Origin of the sequence: Vannielia litorea (assembly GCF_019801175.1) — a bacterium.
In the GTDB taxonomy this organism is placed as follows: domain Bacteria; phylum Pseudomonadota; class Alphaproteobacteria; order Rhodobacterales; family Rhodobacteraceae; genus Vannielia; species Vannielia litorea_B.
Window position 1 is genome coordinate 378,678 of the sequence record NZ_JAHVJR010000001.1, and the last position, 17,168, is coordinate 395,845.

At 61.3% G+C, this 17,168-nt stretch carries 16 protein-coding genes, 1 tRNA gene and 1 pseudogene; 13 read left to right on the forward strand and 5 right to left on the reverse strand.

Features of this window, described 5'->3' with window-relative positions:
• Positions 1-99: 99 nt before the first annotated feature.
• The 7 genes from KUV38_RS01900 to KUV38_RS01930 all read left to right on the forward strand — a co-directional run bounded on the left by KUV38_RS01900 (position 100) and on the right by KUV38_RS01930 (position 6,482).
• Positions 100-1,026, forward strand: coding sequence for a LysR family transcriptional regulator (locus KUV38_RS01900; RefSeq protein WP_222468432.1), 927 nt, complete (start codon positions 100-102; stop codon positions 1,024-1,026).
• Between the two features lie 120 nt (positions 1,027-1,146).
• Positions 1,147-2,148, forward strand: a complete 1,002-nt coding sequence (locus KUV38_RS01905; protein ID WP_222468433.1) for a Bug family tripartite tricarboxylate transporter substrate binding protein — start codon at positions 1,147-1,149, stop codon at positions 2,146-2,148.
• 122 nt (positions 2,149-2,270) lie between these two features.
• On the forward strand, positions 2,271-2,837 hold the full coding sequence (locus tag KUV38_RS01910) for a tripartite tricarboxylate transporter TctB family protein (RefSeq protein ID WP_222468434.1): 567 nt from the start codon (positions 2,271-2,273) through the stop codon (positions 2,835-2,837).
• On the forward strand, positions 2,834-4,342 hold the full coding sequence (locus tag KUV38_RS01915) for a tripartite tricarboxylate transporter permease (RefSeq protein ID WP_222468435.1): 1,509 nt from the start codon (positions 2,834-2,836) through the stop codon (positions 4,340-4,342). The genes KUV38_RS01910 and KUV38_RS01915 overlap by 4 nt, the downstream gene beginning before the upstream one ends.
• A 3-nt stretch (positions 4,343-4,345) precedes the next feature.
• Complete coding sequence (locus KUV38_RS01920; RefSeq protein ID WP_222468436.1) at positions 4,346-5,185, forward strand: shikimate dehydrogenase family protein; 840 nt, start codon at positions 4,346-4,348, stop codon at positions 5,183-5,185.
• Between the two features lie 248 nt (positions 5,186-5,433).
• Positions 5,434-5,967: a hypothetical protein gene (locus KUV38_RS01925; RefSeq protein ID WP_222468437.1), complete on the forward strand. Its 534-nt coding sequence runs from the start codon at positions 5,434-5,436 to the stop codon at positions 5,965-5,967.
• Positions 5,968-6,122: 155 nt separating this feature from the next.
• Positions 6,123-6,482 carry a hypothetical protein gene (locus KUV38_RS01930; RefSeq protein WP_222468438.1) on the forward strand — a complete coding sequence of 120 codons (360 nt, stop codon included), beginning with the start codon at positions 6,123-6,125 and terminating at the stop codon, positions 6,480-6,482.
• A gap of 128 nt (positions 6,483-6,610) precedes the next feature.
• Here the strand turns inward: KUV38_RS01930 and KUV38_RS01935 are convergent, their stop codons facing one another.
• Together KUV38_RS01935 and KUV38_RS21150 are read right to left on the reverse strand one after the other, a co-directional pair.
• The gene (locus KUV38_RS01935) at positions 6,611-8,728 is read right to left on the reverse strand and encodes a hypothetical protein (RefSeq protein WP_261385121.1); all 2,118 of its coding nucleotides are present in this window, start codon (positions 8,726-8,728) and stop codon (positions 6,611-6,613) included.
• A gap of 48 nt (positions 8,729-8,776) precedes the next feature.
• Positions 8,777-9,106 (reverse strand): annotated as a pseudogene (locus KUV38_RS21150) (DUF4062 domain-containing protein); the annotation flags it as partial.
• 840 nt (positions 9,107-9,946) lie between these two features.
• Here KUV38_RS21150 and KUV38_RS01940 point away from each other — a divergent pair.
• Positions 9,947-10,162, forward strand: coding sequence for a hypothetical protein (locus KUV38_RS01940; protein ID WP_222468440.1), 216 nt, complete (start codon positions 9,947-9,949; stop codon positions 10,160-10,162).
• A complete protein-coding gene (locus tag KUV38_RS01945; RefSeq protein ID WP_222468441.1) occupies positions 10,149-11,159 on the forward strand; it encodes a tyrosine-type recombinase/integrase in 1,011 nt (336 codons plus the stop codon). Before KUV38_RS01940 ends, KUV38_RS01945 begins: the two co-directional genes overlap by 14 nt.
• A 61-nt stretch (positions 11,160-11,220) precedes the next feature.
• On the opposite strand, the gene KUV38_RS01950 is transcribed toward KUV38_RS01945, so the two are convergent.
• Positions 11,221-11,294 (reverse strand) — tRNA-Cys (locus KUV38_RS01950).
• 375 nt (positions 11,295-11,669) lie between these two features.
• On the opposite strand from KUV38_RS01950, the gene KUV38_RS01955 reads away from it, so the two are divergent.
• The 3 genes from KUV38_RS01955 (at position 11,670) to KUV38_RS01965 (ending at position 15,153) form a co-directional block, all read left to right on the forward strand.
• The gene (locus tag KUV38_RS01955) at positions 11,670-12,323 is read left to right on the forward strand and encodes a protein-L-isoaspartate O-methyltransferase family protein (RefSeq protein ID WP_222468442.1); all 654 of its coding nucleotides are present in this window, start codon (positions 11,670-11,672) and stop codon (positions 12,321-12,323) included.
• Between the two features lie 67 nt (positions 12,324-12,390).
• The gene (locus KUV38_RS01960) at positions 12,391-13,761 is read left to right on the forward strand and encodes a TolC family outer membrane protein (protein WP_222468443.1); all 1,371 of its coding nucleotides are present in this window, start codon (positions 12,391-12,393) and stop codon (positions 13,759-13,761) included.
• Between the two features lie 222 nt (positions 13,762-13,983).
• The gene (locus KUV38_RS01965) at positions 13,984-15,153 is read left to right on the forward strand and encodes a hypothetical protein (RefSeq protein ID WP_222468444.1); all 1,170 of its coding nucleotides are present in this window, start codon (positions 13,984-13,986) and stop codon (positions 15,151-15,153) included.
• 95 nt (positions 15,154-15,248) lie between these two features.
• On the opposite strand, the gene KUV38_RS01970 is transcribed toward KUV38_RS01965, so the two are convergent.
• Complete coding sequence (locus tag KUV38_RS01970; RefSeq protein ID WP_140015094.1) at positions 15,249-15,569, reverse strand: DUF6280 family protein; 321 nt, start codon at positions 15,567-15,569, stop codon at positions 15,249-15,251.
• Positions 15,570-15,787: 218 nt separating this feature from the next.
• On the opposite strand from KUV38_RS01970, the gene efp reads away from it, so the two are divergent.
• On the forward strand, positions 15,788-16,351 hold the full coding sequence (efp, locus tag KUV38_RS01975) for an elongation factor P (protein WP_222468445.1): 564 nt from the start codon (positions 15,788-15,790) through the stop codon (positions 16,349-16,351).
• Positions 16,352-16,427: 76 nt separating this feature from the next.
• Here efp and KUV38_RS01980 read toward each other — a convergent pair whose 3' ends face one another.
• On the reverse strand, positions 16,428-17,168 hold the full coding sequence (locus KUV38_RS01980) for a YgfZ/GcvT domain-containing protein (protein ID WP_261385122.1): 741 nt from the start codon (positions 17,166-17,168) through the stop codon (positions 16,428-16,430).

A 17,168-nucleotide genomic window follows, 5' to 3' on the forward strand; every position in this document is an offset into this window, starting at 1 on the left:
TCCTCCCCGATCCATCGCCGCTCCTCGCCCTAACGTCAAATGCTTGCTTTTCGCTCTGCATAACATCAGGTTAATCGGCGCGACGGAGGAGGAGCCGCAATGCCCGAAATGACCCTGCGCCAGATCGAGGTGATCCGGGCGGTGATGATGACCGGAACGATCTCATCGGCGGCCGAAATGCTCGGCGTGTCAGCCCCCGGCATATCCCGGCTGGTCAAGCACACCGAGGAGGCGCTCGACATTCGCCTGTTCGAGCGCAAGGCGGGGCTCTTCGTGCCTTCGGTCGAGGCCAGCGCGGTGTTCGACCATGTGCGCGAGGTCTACAAGGGCGTTGCCAACCTGCAAGACGCGGTCGGCTCGTTGAAGCGCGGCGAGAACGTGGCGCTCGCCTTCGCCTCCGCCCCCTCGGTGGCGCAGGTCATCGCCGCGCGGGTGCTGAAACGGGTGCGCGACCGCTACCAGAGCCTCTTCATCGACCTGAACATCCTCAAGATCGAGGAAACGGTGGATTATCTGCTGCTCGAGCGCGGCGAGTTCGTCATCATGTCGTCTCAGGTGCAGAACGCCTCTGTCGAGAACGAGAAGATCGCCGAGGCCCGTCTGCTGGTTATCCTGCCCGAGGGGCATGCTCTGGCCAGCCGCTCCGAGATATCAGTGCATGACCTTGCCGAAGAGCAGCTCATCGGCGTCGAGCCGTCCGACCCCTATGGCGCGCTCACCGCCTCGCCCTTTCGCGCCGCCGGGCTGGAGCCGCAGCACGCCATGCGCGGCCGCTTTGCCCAAACGGTGGTGAGCCTCGTGCGGCAGGGGCTGGGCGTGGCGGTGATCGACGAGTTCTCGGTCGCAGAGGCCGAGCTGCCCGGCCTCGTCCGCCGCCCGCTGGTGGAGGGCAGCACGATCGACATCTACGTGTCACGCAAGAAGGGCAGGGTGCTTTCGGGCTTTGCCGAGCACGCCATCACCCACTTTCGCCGCGAGCTGGCCCGCGCCACCGAGGAGGGGCCGGGCTATTGGCGGCAATCTTAACATCACGTTAACGCGGGCGACGAAAAGGTATTTGACGTTACCCTTGCCCGCTTGCTACCCCGCCTGCCATCGGAGCGGCCCCACCGGGCCGCCGCAATCCGAACTGTCTGGGAGGACACCATGAACAAATTCATCCTTGGCGCGATCTCCGCGCTGACCCTCTCGGCTGGCGCTGCGCTGGCCGAATACCCTGAAAAAGAGATCCAGGGCATCATCCAGTGGGGGGCCGGTGGCTCCACCGACACCGTGATGCGCTCGGTCACGCCCCACGCCGAAGAGGCGCTGGGCGGCACCATCGTGATGCAGAACATGACCGGCGGCGTGGGCGCCATCGCGCTCAACCACGTGGCCGACAGCGATGCCGATGGCTACACCCTGCTGATGGGCGCCGAGAACCCGCTGCTCTACAAGGTGATGGGTCTGGGCGACAAGGATTACTCCGACTTCATCCCGATCAGCATCCTCGCCCGTGGCACGCCCATGCTGGTGGCCAACGTGGACGCGCCGTTCAACGACTACGCAGAGATGATGGCCCACATCAAGGAGAACCCCGGTGAGGTGCGCTTTGGCGCGACCGGCCCCGGCGGCCTGCCCTCCGTGGTGACCGGCATGATCACCTCGGTCGAAGGCGGCCTCGATGTGATCTCCGTGCCCTACGATGGTGACGGCCCCGCGTTGACCGCCCTTCAGGGTGGCGCGATCGACGTGATGCCCGCCGTGCTCGGCGCCGCCATCGAAGGCATCCGCGCCGGCAACATGAAGCCGCTCGCCGTCTTCGACGTGGAAGCCAATGCGAAGCTGCCCGACGTGCCCGCCGTGACCAGCTTCAACGATGGCTACAGCACCTACCTGCCCTGGGGCCCGTTCTTTGGCGTGTTCGTCGCCAACGGCACCCCTGATGACGTGGTCGCCAAGCTCGGCGCCGCCTATGCCGAAGGCGCCAAAAACGAAGAGTTCATCAAGCTGATGGACGACCGCGGCTTCACCATGATGGGCATTTCCGGCCAAGAGGCGCAGGACTTCCTGACCAAGTGGCAGCAGGGCACCACCTGGCTGCTGCAGGACGCGGGCCTCACCAAGGCCTCGCCGGAAGACTTCGGCATCGCCCGCCCCGGCGAGTGATCCACCGCAGTTGAGGGTGGCGCGAACCCTGCGCCGCGCCTATCACTCAAGAGCAGCGGGCGCCGCATCTCACCCGAGCGCGGCGCCCTTCTTGTACCAAACGGCAGCCTGGGGAGGAGGCCATGGACCAGATCGATCCCGACCATCACGACGGCACCTCCGACGCCACCCCCGGCGGGGTCGAGGCCAAGCGCCGGCCCGGCGAACTGGGCTTTGCCATCTTCCTCCTCGTGGCTTCCCTTGGCCTGCTGTGGAGCGCCTATGGCATCTCCGGCTTCGAGGCGCTCTCCGCGCCTGGCACCGTGCCGATGGCCACCACGGCGGTGATGGTGGTGACCGCGCTCATCGTGGTGATCAAGACCGCCCGCCTGCCGCGTATCAGCAGCGAGACCTTCTCGCGTGATATCCTGCCGGTGGTGGTGCTCGTCTTCGCGGCCTTCCTCGTGGCCTTCGGCGTGGCGCTGGAGCCGCTCGGCTTTCTGCCCACCGCCGCGCTCTTCCTGATCGCCGCCATCAAGATCCTCGCCCGCCGCTCGTGGCTCTGGACGCTGGCCGTCTCGCTCTGCTCGCTGGCGCTGATCTGGCTGATCTTCCGCATCGTCTTCACCGTGCTCATGCCCGCCGGCATCGTGCCCGAGGCCGAGTTCATCCAGTTCTTCCGCAACCTCTTCTCGGGAGCAGGCGAATGACCGCGCTGTGGGATTTTCTGACTGTCTTCACCCAGCCCCAGCTCCTGCTGCTGGTGGGTCTCGGCACATTCGCCGGGGTCTACGTGGGCGCCATTCCGGGCCTGTCAGTCACAATGGCGGTGTCGATCCTGATCTCCTTCACCTTCTCATGGGATGTCTACCCGGCGATCTCGCTGATGATCGGCATCTACATGGGCGGGGTCTATGGCGGCTCCCGCACGGCGATCCTGCTCAACATCCCCGGCGCGCCCTCGGCCATCGCCACCGCGCTCGATGGCTACCCGCTGGCCAAACGCGGCGAGGCGGGGCAGGCGATTGGCGTGACCACGGTGATGAGCTTCATCGGCGGCTTCGTCGGCATCGGCGTGCTGGCCCTTGCCGCGCCGCTGGTCTCTGACTTTGCCCTGCGCTTCCAGCCGCGCGACTACATGCTGCTGGCGGTCCTCGGCATCCTGCTGGTCGGCTCGCTCTCGCAGGGCAGCCTCGTGAAAGGCATCTTCGCCGGTGCGCTCGGCATCGCCATCGGCGCCGTGGGGCGTGACCCGCTCACCTTCACCGAGCGCTTCACCTTCGATCTGCAGATCATGACCAGCGGCGTCAGCTTCATCGCCGTCATGATCGGCATGTTCGGCGTGTCCGAGGCGCTGCTGCAACTCCACCACGTCGACAAGGACGCGGTGCGCCAGAAGATCACCCGCATCGTCCCGTCGCTGTCGACCGTGCGCAAGCACCTGCCGCTCAGCCTGCAAACTTCCACCATCGGCGTGGTGATCGGCGCGCTCCCCGGCACCGGCGGCGACATTGCCGCGCTCATGGCCTACGACCACGCCAAGCGGGTCACCAAGAACCCCGAGCGCGCGTTCGGCGATGGCGCGATGGAGGGGCTGGTGGCGCCCGAAACCGCCAATAACGCCGCCGTCGGCGGGGCCTTCATCCCGATGATGACCCTCGGCATCCCCGGCGACGCGGTGACCGCCATCATGATCGGCGCGCTCTTCATCCACGGCCTCAACCCGGGCCCGATGCTGATGATCGACCAGCCAGACATGTTCTGGTTCATCGTCGGCGCGCTGGTCACCGCCAACATCTTCATGTTGATCTTCGGCCTCACCGGCATCCGGCTCTTCACCAAGATCGTCGAGATGCCCCGCTCGGTGCTGATCCCGCTGATCATGCTGCTCTCCATCGTCGGCGCCTACGCGGTGAACAACTCGCTGACGGATGTCTACTGGATGCTCGGCTTCGGCGTCTTCGGCTACTTCATGCGCCACTACGGCTACCCGCTCGGCCCGGTGATCCTCGGCGTGATCCTGTCGCGCCTGCTCGATGACAACTGGCGCCGCGCCATCATCTCGGAGCGCGAGGATTTCTGGCGCTTCATGGGCGGCGTGGTGTCATCGCCGCTTTCGCTGACGCTGCTCATCGCCGTCATCCTGATTTTCGTGTCGCAAACCCCGCTCTGGAGCCGGGGCAAGGCACGCCTCTTCCGCAAGAAGGAAAGCTGACCGATGCCGGATCTGCTTCTCGGCCTCATCGGCGACAATATCGCCTCCTCCTCCTCCCCCCGCCTGCACCGGCTCGCCGGGGCGCAGAACGGCATGGAGGTCCAGTATGACAGCCTGATCCCGCCCGCGCTTGGGGAGGATTTTGACACCATCTTCGCCCGCTGCGCCCGCGATGGCTATCGCGGGGTGAACGTGACCTACCCCTACAAGGAATATGTCGCGCGGAAGGTCAAGGTATCCGACCCGCTGGTTGCCGCCATCGGTGCCGTCAACACCGTGCTCTTCGCGCCAAGCGGCCCGACCGGCTGGAACACCGATTACACCGGCTTCATGGCCGCCTACCGCGCCGCACGCGGCGAGGCGGGGCCGGGCAAGGTCTGCCTCGTGGGCACCGGCGGCGTGGGCCGCGCGCTGGCCTTCGCCCTCGTCGCGCTGGAGGCCGCCGAGCTGCGCCTCGTCGATCGTGACACCGCCAAGGCCGAGGCTCTCGCTGAAGAACTCCGCGCCGCCTCCCGCGGGACTGAAGTGGTGACCGGCACCGAGGTCGACGCGCTCGCTGCCGGAGCCACCGGCCTCGTCAACGCCACCCCCGTCGGCATGGTCGGCCACGACGGCACCGCCATCCCCGCCCGCTGCCTGCCCGGCGCCGAATGGGCCTTCGACGCCGTCTACACCCCGCTCGACACCCGTTTCCTGCAAGACGCCGAAGCCGCCGGCCTCTCCATCATCTCCGGCTTCGAGTTATTCTTCTGGCAAGGCGTCCACGCCTGGGCCCACTTCTCCGGCAAACCCCTCGACGAACCGTCGCTCTATACCGCGCTGCGCAACAAAACACCCGCCTGACCCGGCGGCCTGCTTCGCTTGTGCTGAAAGGGAGGTTGGAGGCGAGTACCGGAATCGAACCAGTGTACACGGATTTGCAAGAGTGGGTAAATTACTGATAACGTGCGGAAAAGTGTTTAGACAAGCCACTCGAAACGCGCGAACGTTTCGCGAATGTTTAGACAGGCTACACCATCACGCTGAAGGCGGGGTTTTTGCTTTCAGTCGGCCTACCAGACCTACTAGAACCTGTGAGCATCGTGGGCTTCATGCCCAAAACGCTCATAGGGAAGAAACTTTTGATCAACAACGTTGCGCCGCTGGGCGGCAAGATAATCGGCAAAGCTGCCAGTCCTGAAGCTGCGTGGTGGCTTTGCTGGCGCTACGGCCTCCAACCGCATCCGCTCAAGGAAAACGGTGTGGTCGATCTGTTGGATTCTGGTGACGGTACCAAGTGTTGGGCGGTCCAATGTGAATACACGGATTATCCGTACGATAGAGCTGCATTTGAAAATCGCAGACGCGATAATCTTGCAGAGCTGGACAACGGTCTTCCGGCTTGGCCTGTCGCCGATGAAAACGGGATAGCATTCAGTACCTTCAAAGCCCGCCTCAAGCGTGGATGGTCAGGGGAGCGAGCTGCAACCGAGAGCACCCGCGATATTGAACACAATCCGAATGACGAGTGGGAAGTCGAGGCCTTAAAGAACGGCTTGTCCGTTCGCGCATACCGCGCACGTGTGCGTGCTGGATGTCCTGAGAGTATCGCCGCAACCATGGGTTTGAGTTGGCGAAATTGGTGACAGTGCCGCCGTGAAGGTTTGCAGGCGGCTGGAAGCTGTCGCTCGTTGGGGAAACTGTCGCGGCAGTGCGGCTCCGCAGAAGCGGACCTTGAAAGTCTACACCCTTTAATCGAACGAAGAGATGCATATCTCTCATCCAAACGGAGAGAACACCCATGGCACTCACGATGAACATGGACGCAAGGAAGGCCGAATTGCTGTTGCGGGCGGCATTGCTGGATGATGCAAGCAACGTGGGAGAGAGGCTGGCTGCTTTGAGCGCTGACATCAAGGTCGATGATGACGGCGACGCATGGATAACGTTGGACATGGACCTCTGGCCCGAAGACAAGGAGTCGCCTGAGGCCGAGGCTATTGCAGAAATGCTATGGTTAGAAATCGACTGGTCGGTGACCGATGGAACCTTTCCGTTCGCCTGGCCCGATCTCAGCGCGCATTCCGACAAAACGACGACCTACTTCAAGATGGTGCTGGACGCATACGGCGGCCAGATGCCTGACAAGGGCACAGAGTAAGCGAAGCCCTGAGCAGACATGGGACTAAGCATCGTCTTGCTGCAATGCAGCCCATAAAAACTGTAGAGTGAACTTTCGCTTTCACGGTTGGGAAATCGCCACCAGCCAAGAAAGCGAGATTGTTGAGCTTAGAAGCGCCTAGACAATTCGCGTATAGCTACTGACTTAGCCATCGTGCTTGGCAAGGCCGCGCCGAGGTCGAGCCAGTGAATGCTGTTGTAGAAACGATGCTCCTCGCTGTCCGTGTATTGATCAAGTAGGGAAGTTGTTCTCGACTTGGTCAATGACTGTACGCACCGCAGGGCGAAAACTATTCGGCTCTCGTCATGACTTCTTTTTAACTCCCGTAAAAGGATATCATCGCTTAAGCTCTTGAACGCTTTTTGGGGCATTTCAGCTAGAAGATATTTTCTAATCTGGTTATCCAAATCTAAATCAAGCATATCTGAAATGCGTAACTTTCCCAAAGAGTAGATAGCATTGGCTTTTTGCTTTGTTATTTCTTCTTGACTGAAAAAGAAGAGACCTGTGCGATCAGATGGCTGGTTGCCGAGATTCTTGATACGATCAATATCTTGCCACTCTCCAAACTTTGACAAATACCTGAGAGTGCTTTCATTGGCGTCCACTTCAAATTGGTCAATTGTCGTGCGGATCAGTTCAAGATCTTCACGTATCATTAAATTACAGAGAGCCGCGATTGTGGCGTTACAAAGCATTTTTCGATGGAATGGTCCAAGCTTCTCGCTTTCTAAGACTACTTTGTCGCTAACTCCGTATGCTAGTTTAGCTTCCTCAATTTTCCTCTCAAAGTGTCCATTGAAACCATCGGAAAGGTGGGTCCGCATTTCATCCTGCATGGATGCGCCAAACTTGTTATAAAGAGCCGATAGCTCTCGATCCACGAACAAGAGTGGGCCGTCTACCCTATCGCGCAACTCACTCATCGTAAGTTCTGAAAGCCTGTTCGAGCGGTAGGCCTCAAAAAACCTAGTGTCGTTTTGCATGCTTCTGAGCAGCCCAACCCCGAAATCGCTTTTCTTAACCGTCAGAACAGACTTCAGTGTTTCCTCGTTTAGTGGATGCCCCAAACGTGCCAGGACTTCTGATCCGGTAAGGCGGACTTCGTGGCTCGAATCCGTCAACATTGCCTGAGCGTCTTCACGCGTTAGCTCGTTCCGCATTGATAGTAGCTTGGCTGCCCGGAGCCGCACCGGATCAGGTTTAGCCGTTAGGCACTCTTTGAGAATTTCTGAGGAAAGCGACTGTGGACTCGAAAAAAGATCGTCGGTTATTCGGTCGTCAAGTTTGTCAACATTTCGGTCACATAGCCGCCTTAGCGCATCGTTGGCGCTAAATTTTGAAATAATGCCAACAATGGCACCCTCAACCTTGTTCTTGCGATGTGGTGAACAACCAGAAGAGGCTGTCTCGATGAACGAAATGTCTTCACTTTGACCGTTGGCCGCGAGGAAGCTCACAGCCGCGTCAAATACTCGACTGTCCGTGTCTTCGTCAAACCAAGTGGTCAGCACGCCATCCTTGTTGAAATAGCCATCGTGGGTCGGGATAGCTTGGTCAAGCAGCTCTAGGATGCGGATTGCATTCCTTTTCTCGGCATCGGTTCCGACCGTTGCGAGGATTCTAAGGCGGTAATAGGTGTCGTCGCCGACTAGGTGCTGCGCAACCCAATGCCAAAGCGGCACATTTTGGTGCTCAAATCCAAAAACTCCACAGTCAAGCAGCGCTTGAATCTCTTGATCGGAGAGCGGATCATTTCGCATGTGCTGAAAGATTAAGTTGGCATCATGATTCCCTAGATAGCTATCGTCATTTCCCGATCTTGAAATGGCATTACCAATGAGCCGAAGGCGAGCCACCTCTTGTGGAGATGTGCCTCCCCATGAATGGGGCCGTTGAACTATTTCTGACAAGAATTCTCTAGCTCTATCTTCAATTAACCACTCATCTTGGCTAGCCGAATCTAATATTGAATCATTGTGGCCAGATTCCTTTTTTGATTTGGTGCTTTGCTGAATTTGTGGCGAGAGAATGTCAGTTTCTTGCCATCCAATTTCTTCCAACTTATCTCGGATGACAGCCTTGAACTCCGAAATATCATAAAACAGCTTAAAGAATACCTTCTTCTCATCGATACATTTTTGCCGAAAGTCGAGAACTTTCTTGATCTCTTCTCCCGGCTCCATGCCGCTCGGAACCTCGACTTCCTTGAAGTAGATCGCCATGTCTCTCATGTGTCCATCTTCAATGCGGGCCTTGGACCTCTCATACTCCTCTTCAAATCCTGACGTGTAGCCGGAAGGATCATTGCTTGGTTGTGAACCCCACTTGTTCCAAAGAACGCCAATGAAGTAGTCACATCGATCAAGGTCTTCGTTTATTTTGCTTTGAGGTCGCACATACCCGGGAACAGCATTTTCCCATCCCAATAGTTTGAAATGGCAACCCCACCTTTCGGAATGGCTCCTGTTTACGCTTTCGACGACTTCATGAGCAGCGCGACGCTCTTGATCCAAGCCGCCGGGAGAGCCAATGAATACACGAACTATCTTTAGACTGTCTGACAAAACCGATACCTCGCTATCAAGTCTACCACTCAGCATAGGTCCGGCGCTGGGTACTTGCTAGGGACATCGTAGTGGCTGCCGGACAGTTAGAATGCCAAGCAAAGAACGGTGAATTAGAAGGCTCGAACAACTCGCAGGGCCAGCTTTAGAGCTGGGCGCCTATTGTCCAAGCGTATGCAGCCCAAGACGGCTCTCCGCCCGAGCTGTCGATTGTTCAGCGAGCTTACTGTGGCTTTGGATGGAGCGAATACTCCTTGCCGCCAGTGTCTTAAGATCAGTCCGTCTGCGCCAGAGCAGCCCGTAAAGACGCGAGAGGCGTTTAGATCAATCCGACCGGAGCTTTCGAGTGGGTGGGTGGCCGACAGGGGTGGCGTGGCGCTCAGGGGCGAATTTTCCGGGCCTCTGGGAAGTAACACGACCCGTTGGGCTTTTGGGGCTGCCGCTAGCCTCCTTCCCCCGCAGACTTCATTTATCGAAGGGGGGAGGAGGCGGGCCATTGGCGGGCGCTGATCGCAGGTTAGCTGCAACCCGTCATGGACAGCCTCGGTAGCGCGTGCGTGGAGTTCCCACGCGCGCGCGTAGACGCGCGCGCCTCTCGTTCCTGTATGCATTTAGTGACACAACCCACCAAGTTGTCTCCGGCGGTTTTTGGGCCAAAGCTCGCGTCAAGCAGTAAGGGGCAAAGCTGGCCACGCGAGGTGATTTTTCGAGCTCAATTGTTATAATAATGTCACATTGCCTCTATGCAGTTAGTGACACAAAATTGGTGGCTCAAGATTTTTGTTCTGGCCGATCGTTGCCTCCGATTCGGGGTGTGCCTAGACTCTTCCTATCGCCTGTTTGCATGGGCGTTAACTGCACATTCAGCCAGCATGGATGCGCGAACAGAAGGAAGAGGCGAACCCCGAGGAGCGAGCAATGGCAAGGATGAAGATCGAGCAAAAAGCTCTGGACCTCCTCAATGCTTTTGAACGCGCCGGAAAGACGGTGGGGCGTGTCACCATAGAGGGCCGAAGGATCGAACTTGTTCTTTCTCGGCCCAAAGAAGGCGACGAATTTGAGGGGATAGATATGCGTCATGGCAAAGCGTGAGCTTCCAAAACACGTCTACCGTCAAAGGAATGGTATTTACTTCCAGCGGCGCGGATGGCCGTCGCGCAAATTCGAGAGCGAATTCGGGACGGCTTCGTTCTGGAAGGAATACGCGGATATCCTTGCGACCAAGGATCAGCCCAAGGTCATAGCGCACCGCTCCTTCGTCGCCCTCATCAAAAGCTACCGGGCGTCGCCCAGGTATCGGAACCTCAAGCCTCGGACGGGGCTGGATTACGACAAGCACCTCGATTTCTTCGCCTCGATCATGGGCGACAGGAATCCGGCGAAGATGCAGCGCAAGGATGTGATCCGCTTGCGCGATGCGAACGCTGAGAAGGCGTATTTCGCCAACTATTCGCTCAGAGTGCTTCGCGTCCTCATGGAGCACTGTGTTGATCTCGGTTGGCGTGACAACAACCCGGCGCGGGGCGTGCCGGAACTTAGAACAGAGAAGCGCGAGCGTGAGCCATGGCCACGGCAATTGCTCGATGCGTACCGCGAGGCGTGCCCGCTGGGTACGCGGCAACGGCTCGTCATGGAACTCTGTGTCTGCACCGGCCAGCGGATCGGCGATGTGCTCAACATGCGCTGGTCTGACATTCAGGACGGTGGTTTCTGCGTGAAGCAGAGCAAGACCAAGAAAGAGCTTTGGGTGCCGATCCTTCCAGAGCTGGAAGCGGCATTGAAGGCCGCGAGCCGCCATTCCGTCTTCATTGCCACGAACGAGCGAGGCACCAACCGCTGGTCCTACCGTGGCGCTTCAGCCGCCGTGCGAGCTGTTCGAGAACAGATCGGCGCGCTCGACTACGATATTCACAGTTGGCGTTACAACGCAGCCTGCGAGCTGGTCGAAGCTGGCTGTGGGGATGATCTGGTCGCCTCTATCACGGGCCAAAGCCCGGCGATGGTGCTGCACTACACCAAGAAGGTGAGGCAGAAAGTCAGGGCCATTGAGGCGCAGCGAATGAGAACGGAACAAAAACAGAATGTTTAGACAAATGTTTAGACGGCGCTTCCGCGTCAGTCGAGATTTCGTCTAAGTCATTGAAATTGTTTGGAGGCGAGTACCGGAATCGAACCGGTGTACACGGATTTGCAATCCGCTGCGTCACCACTCCGCCAACTCGCCGTCCATTCGGGTGGTGCTGGGGGAGGTAGCGGGTTTCGCGGGGGCTTTCAAGTGGCTCCGTGGCGGGCGCGCGCGCTTTGCGGGGCGGGCCTCCCAGAGCCGATGTGAGGGGCGCGGAGCGAGCCCGTTCGCCCGATCATAGGCTGGCGTCACGGGGCGCGGTCCAAGCCGAGAGCACGGGGCAGGGGAGCCAAACCCCCACCGCTTCGGCCCGGTCGCCCGGACACCGACCAGCCAAAGGCTTCAAAGATCAGGCCTTTAAGCGCACAGAAAGTGCAACACCCTGTGCACCATGTGCATATTGCCCATGTTGCCTCGCCCGGCGTTTCGTGGCACTTCTAGAAAAGCGAAGCGAACCGAAGAGTTTACTTTCCAATGAGCGTCTACGACACCCGCCGCACGATGATGGTCGACAACCAGGTCCGTCCCTCCGATGTGACCAAGTTTCCCATCATCGACGCCATGCTGAAAATCCGTCGCGAGGCCTATGTGCCAGACGAGAAGCGCGAGGCTGCCTACATGGGCGAAAACCTCGAACTGGCGCCGGGCCGGGTGATGCTGGAGCCACGCACCTTCGCCAAGATGCTCGATGCGCTCGATATCGGCCCGGCCGACATGGTGCTCGATCTGGGCTGCGGGCTGGGTTATTCGGCGGCGGTGCTGGCCGAGATGGCCGATACCGTGGTCGCGCTGGAACAGGATGAGCACCTCGCCTCCGAGGCCGAGGCGATCCTTGCCCGCGAAGAGGTGATGAACGCCGTGGTCCTGACCGGCCCGCTGGCCGAGGGCGCCGCCAAGCACGGCCCCTATGATGCCATCATCGTTGAGGGTGGCGTGGGCGTGCTGCCCGAGGCCATCGAGGGCCAGCTCAAGGAGGGCGGCCGCATCGCCTGCCTGATGATGGAAGGCACGCTGGGCACCGTGAAGATCGGCAGCAAGCAGGGAGGCCGCATCGCATGGCGTTTCGCCTTCAATGCCTCCGCACCGGTTCTGCCGGGTTTCGAGGCGACCCGAGAATTCGCCCTCTGAGGGCACCGTGGCCCCGCGCCACGCAATAGAGACCAGCGCCAAAGAGCGCGAGCAGGCGAGGGCCGGAATGGCAAAGTTTTTCAAGTTTCGCAAAGGGCTGGCTGCGCTCGCTCTGGCAGGGGCCACCGCCCTAACACCGCTGACCGCCACTGCCGAAACGCTGACCGACGCGCTGATCACAGCCTACCGGCACAGCCACATCCTCGACCAGCAGCGCGCGCTGCTGCGAGCGGCGGATGAAGATGTCGCCATCGCGCTGGCCGACCTGCGCCCGATCATCGCCTTTGCCGCCGGGGCCTCGGCCTCTGCCACCTCCAACTACGAGCTGGGTGCCACTGTGACCCTCTCGGCCAGCATGACACTCTATGACAACGGCGCCACCCAGCTTGGCGTCGAGGTTCAGAAAGAGACGGTGCTCGCCACCCGCGAGGCGCTGGTGAACTTCGAGCAGCAGGTGCTGCTGGCCGCCGTGCAGGCCTACATGGATGTGACCGCCGCCGCCGAGAGCCTCGCGCTGGCGCAGTCCAACGTCCGGCTCACCAACCAGCAACTCCGCGCTGCCCGCGACCGCTTTGAGGTGGGGGAGGTGACCCGCACCGAGGTCGCCCAGGCCGAGGCCCAGCTGGCCGCCGCCCGCAGCTCCGAGGCCGCCGCGCAGGGCACGCTCGAGGTTGCCCGCGAAAGCTACCGCGTCGCCGTGGGCAGCTACCCCAAGGCGCTTGCTCCGCCGCCGGGCGCCCCCAAGATCCCCGCCACCGTGGAGGCCGCGCAGGCCGTGGCCGTGCGCACCCATCCGCTGATCCGGCAGGCCCAGCACACCGTGGCCGCCTCCGAGCTTTCGGTCAAACGGGCGCAGGCGGCGATGAAGTTCAGCGTCGACGGCTCCGCCAACCTCAGCTTCGACGATCAGGGCAACGATCGCTCCAGCTTCGGGCTGGAGCTGAACCAGCCGATCTACGCCGGCGGCAAGCTCTCGGCGCAGGTCCGCAAGGCGCGCAACCAGACCGAGGCCAACCGCGCCGCGCTGCTCAGCACCACGCACAACGTGCAGCAGCTCGTCGGCAACGCGTGGGCCAACCTCCGCGTCGCCATTGCCCAGCTTCAGGCCACCGATCAGCAGATCCGCGCGGCCACCGTCGCCTTCCGCGGCGTGCAGGAAGAACAGAACCTCGGCGCCGCCACCACGCTCGACGTGCTCGACGCGCAGCAAGACCTGCTCGATGCACGTTCGGCCCGGATTGATGCGCAGGCCCAGCAATACGTAGCACTTTATTCACTTCTTTCTGCGATGGGTCTCCTGACCGTGGAGCACCTCGGTCTGGGCATCCAGACCTATGATCCGGCGGCCTACTACAATGCGGTCAAAACCGCACCGGCACAGCGCTCCCGCCAGGGGCAGCAGCTCGACCGGGTGCTGGAACGTCTCCAGCGCCAGTGAGCGCCACCCGCCGGTGCAGCTTTCTGCCGCCGCAGTTGTGCGCCGGGCTCCAAAAAGTTAACCTCTGACCGGTGATCCCCGGTCGGCTCCGTATCGGGCGTGCCACTGCCAACGTGACCGGCAGGCCACGGCTTGCGGAAAAGCAGGAGCGAAAGGGCAAAAGCGTCAGCCACCCATGAAATGATGCGGGATAAGCTGAGTCTGACGCGGCGAGAGGTGTAGATGTCTGATCCGATGTCGAACGTTGAAATCGAGGATGTCCTGTCCTCCATCCGGCGCCTCGTGTCGGAAAACGCCACGCGCCCGCGCCCGCAAGCGGAGGCTGGCCCGCCCAGCGACTCGCCGAAGGCCGATGACGCGCTGGTGCTCACCCCCTCGCTGCGGGTCGGAGATGATCCCGAGACCGCGCCTGAAGAGGGCGCGGCTGAAGAGCCAGCGATAGAACCCGCAGAGGCCGAAGCGCAGGATGAGTCGGCGCTCGATGCCTCCTGGGCAGAACTCGCGGACAGTGATGCGCCGGAGGAGGGGGGCGTTGAGGAACTCGCGTCTCAACCCGGAGCGCCGGAAGATGCTCTGCAGTCCCGTGTCGCCGGGCTGGAAGAGGCTTTTGACGATGGCGATGCCTTCGAGCCCGATGGGTCCGAAGTTGCCGCCTCGGAGTCGTCCTACGACTGGGATGATGAGGATGACACCGACACGGTGATCGACCTCTCCACGCCCGACATTCCCGCTGGCCGCCTGCACTTCACCTGGGCCGAGCCGGATGACGTGATTGACCTTACCCCGGAGGCCCCGGACGAAGCCCCCGAGCCCGCCGTGAGCGCCGAGGCGGAGCTTCCCGAGGAGCCAGCCCTCGCCGAGGCCGAGTGGGAGGCCCCGCAAGAGGATCTGTCAGAGGAAGCCGAGGCCGAGGAAGACTGGCCCGAACCCGAGGAAGACTGGACAGCGCCTGATCTGCCCCTCCCCGAAGAGGCCGAGGCCGCCGCGATGGAGGCGAGCGCGGAAGACGCGCCCGAGGCGGAAGAGATCGAGATGGAGGCCGATGCGCCGCTCGTGTTCCGCAGCAGTCACCGCGCCGCCAGCCACGCGCCCGAGCCGGAAGACGCCGCGCTCGACGGCTACGTCATCAGCACCGATGCCCGCGATGCAGCGACCAGCGTCGAAGAAGATGATGACCCGTGGGAGCCGGAGGTGGACCATATCGCCTTCGCAGACACCCTCGATGATCTCGCCGCCCCCGCCCTGATCGACGAGGCCCGCCTTGCCGATCTGGTCTCCGAGGTGGTCCGCGCCGAACTGCGCGGCCGCATGGGCGAGCGCATCACCCAGAACGTCCGCAAGCTGGTGCGCCGCGAGATCGCTCGCGCGCTGGAAACCCGCGGCATTCGTTAACGCCGGGCGCTAAGGCCCGGCCCCAAAACGAAAAAGCGCCGGCACAGGGGCCGGCGCAATTTCATGGCAGCAGAGCAGAAATCTTGGAGTTGGGATCAGGCCGCTTCGGCCTGTTCGGCAGCCTGGCGACGCTCGCTCTCCTCGCGCGACAGCGCGACGGAGGTGCGGACACCCTTGCCGACAAATTCCATGAGCCCGCCCACGACCCGCTCGTTGGGGTCGATCCCGGCGCAGCTCAGCACTTCACGGCCGTCGCGCGACCGCGCCCAGCGGGCGATCTGCTCAGGGCCGTTGCCGTATTTCTTGTCATCCGCGATGGCATCATCCAGAGCCGCAAGAACAACCGCCGCAAAGAGCTTGCGAGCGCGTTGGCCCTGTTCTTGGTTGAAAGCCGTGCCGTCGACAAAGTCAATCATGCGTTTTCCTTGTTTTTCTTGGTCTTGAGGATGTGGCGTGCCGCCGATATAGGAGTGTTTCATCCCGATTCGATATGCCGCCTAAGTCATGGCAGCTATGCGCTCATTGCATAACTCTACGTCACCTTCCACCGTATCTAGTCGGCTTGTCAGCCCAACAGCGGCAAGATATAGCTCCCGCCAAACCGCTTTCAAGATTTTGCCAAGGTTTCGCCATAATGCCGAAGATCAACGGAAATGAAATTCGCCCGGGCAACGTGCTCGAGCACAACGCCGGCCTCTGGGTCGCCGTTAAGGTCGACCACGTGAAGCCCGGCAAGGGCGGCGCATTTGCCCAGGTCGAGATGAAGAACCTCCGCAACGGCTCCAAGCTGAACGAGCGGTTCCGCTCCGCCGACAAGGTCGAGCGCGTCCGCCTCGAGCAGAAAGACCAGCAATTCCTCTATGAATCCGATGGGATGCTGGTGTTCATGGACACCGACACCTACGAGCAGATCGAGCTGCCCGCCGACATCCTCGGCGACCGTCGACCCTTCCTGCAAGACGGCATGACCATCGTGATCGAGTACTACGAGAGCGAGGCGCTGAGCGCCACTCTGCCGCAGAAAGTGACCTGCAAAGTCGTCGAGACCGAGCCGGTCGTGAAGGGCCAGACCGCGGCCAACAGCTTCAAGCCCGCGACCCTCGACAATGGCGTCAAAGTCATGGTGCCGCCCTTCGTCGGTCAGGATGAAGACATCATCGTGAATACCGAAACGATGGAGTACGCCGAGCGCGCCTGATCGGAGATCGAGAACAGACTGTTTCAACCGAGGGGTGTGCGGTTTTGGCGCACCCTTCGGAGCCTGTTTTACGGATTCAGGGCCGCGTTCCGTCCCAAATTACCGTCGCATCGCCCGCGCGCATTGGCCCGTCGGCCCGGTCGAACCGCAGCCATGCGAGCCCCTGACCGCCCGATTGGGTATAGAGCACCCCCGCTGGCCGATCCCCGGCCAGCACCTCCGTGCCCACCGGCGCCGCGCCCTCCACGGCCACCCGTACGAGGCCCTTTTTCAGCTCCGTCTTGTGCTTCATCCGGGCGGTCACTTCCTGCCCCACGTAGCACCCTTTGCGAAAATCCACGCCGTGCAGCCGCTCGAAGCCAAGCTCAAGCGGGTAGCTATCACCCGGCACCAATTCCAACCCGCTTTCGGGCACGATATGCGCCACGCGCATGGCGTCCCAATCGGTGTCGTCGCCCGGTGCGCCGTTGTAAGCCCGCCAGCCCATCGCCGGATCGCGCGGGTCGGGCAGGGCGCCCTCGGGGGCTGGGCCGGTGCCACGGGTCACCACCACTTCGGTTTCTTCGATCTGCACATCGGCCCGCAGCCGGTACATTTTCAGCCGTTTCGCAAGATCCGCGGCCAGCGGCGTAGCCACATCAACCAGCAGCGCCTCCTCCTCCGGCACGAGGAAGAAATCGGCCAGATACTTGCCCTGCGGTGTCAGCAGCGCAGCCCAGACAAGGCCGGTCTCCAGCCCCTTCACGTTGTTGGTAACGAGGTTCTGCAAGAACTCGAGCCGGTCGGTGCCGGTGATGCGAAAAACGGTGCGATCCAT

Coding starts and splice junctions, on each gene's coding strand:
- KUV38_RS01960 (WP_222468443.1), top strand. CDS start 12,391: ATGGCAAAGTTTTTCAAGTTTCGCAAAGGGCTGGCTGCGCTCGCTCTG.
- KUV38_RS01970 (WP_140015094.1), bottom strand. CDS start 15,569: ATGATTGACTTTGTCGACGGCACGGCTTTCAACCAAGAACAGGGCCAA.
- KUV38_RS01980 (WP_261385122.1), bottom strand. CDS start 17,168: ATGGATCGCACCGTTTTTCGCATCACCGGCACCGACCGGCTCGAGTTC.
- KUV38_RS01905 (WP_222468433.1), top strand. CDS start 1,147: ATGAACAAATTCATCCTTGGCGCGATCTCCGCGCTGACCCTCTCGGCT.
- KUV38_RS01940 (WP_222468440.1), top strand. CDS start 9,947: ATGCGCGAACAGAAGGAAGAGGCGAACCCCGAGGAGCGAGCAATGGCA.
- KUV38_RS01965 (WP_222468444.1), top strand. CDS start 13,984: ATGTCTGATCCGATGTCGAACGTTGAAATCGAGGATGTCCTGTCCTCC.
- KUV38_RS01945 (WP_222468441.1), top strand. CDS start 10,149: ATGGCAAAGCGTGAGCTTCCAAAACACGTCTACCGTCAAAGGAATGGT.
- KUV38_RS01930 (WP_222468438.1), top strand. CDS start 6,123: ATGGCACTCACGATGAACATGGACGCAAGGAAGGCCGAATTGCTGTTG.
- KUV38_RS01955 (WP_222468442.1), top strand. CDS start 11,670: ATGAGCGTCTACGACACCCGCCGCACGATGATGGTCGACAACCAGGTC.
- KUV38_RS01925 (WP_222468437.1), top strand. CDS start 5,434: ATGCCCAAAACGCTCATAGGGAAGAAACTTTTGATCAACAACGTTGCG.
- efp (WP_222468445.1), top strand. CDS start 15,788: ATGCCGAAGATCAACGGAAATGAAATTCGCCCGGGCAACGTGCTCGAG.
- KUV38_RS01900 (WP_222468432.1), top strand. CDS start 100: ATGCCCGAAATGACCCTGCGCCAGATCGAGGTGATCCGGGCGGTGATG.
- KUV38_RS01915 (WP_222468435.1), top strand. CDS start 2,834: ATGACCGCGCTGTGGGATTTTCTGACTGTCTTCACCCAGCCCCAGCTC.
- KUV38_RS01935 (WP_261385121.1), bottom strand. CDS start 8,728: ATGGCGATCTACTTCAAGGAAGTCGAGGTTCCGAGCGGCATGGAGCCG.
- KUV38_RS01920 (WP_222468436.1), top strand. CDS start 4,346: ATGCCGGATCTGCTTCTCGGCCTCATCGGCGACAATATCGCCTCCTCC.
- KUV38_RS01910 (WP_222468434.1), top strand. CDS start 2,271: ATGGACCAGATCGATCCCGACCATCACGACGGCACCTCCGACGCCACC.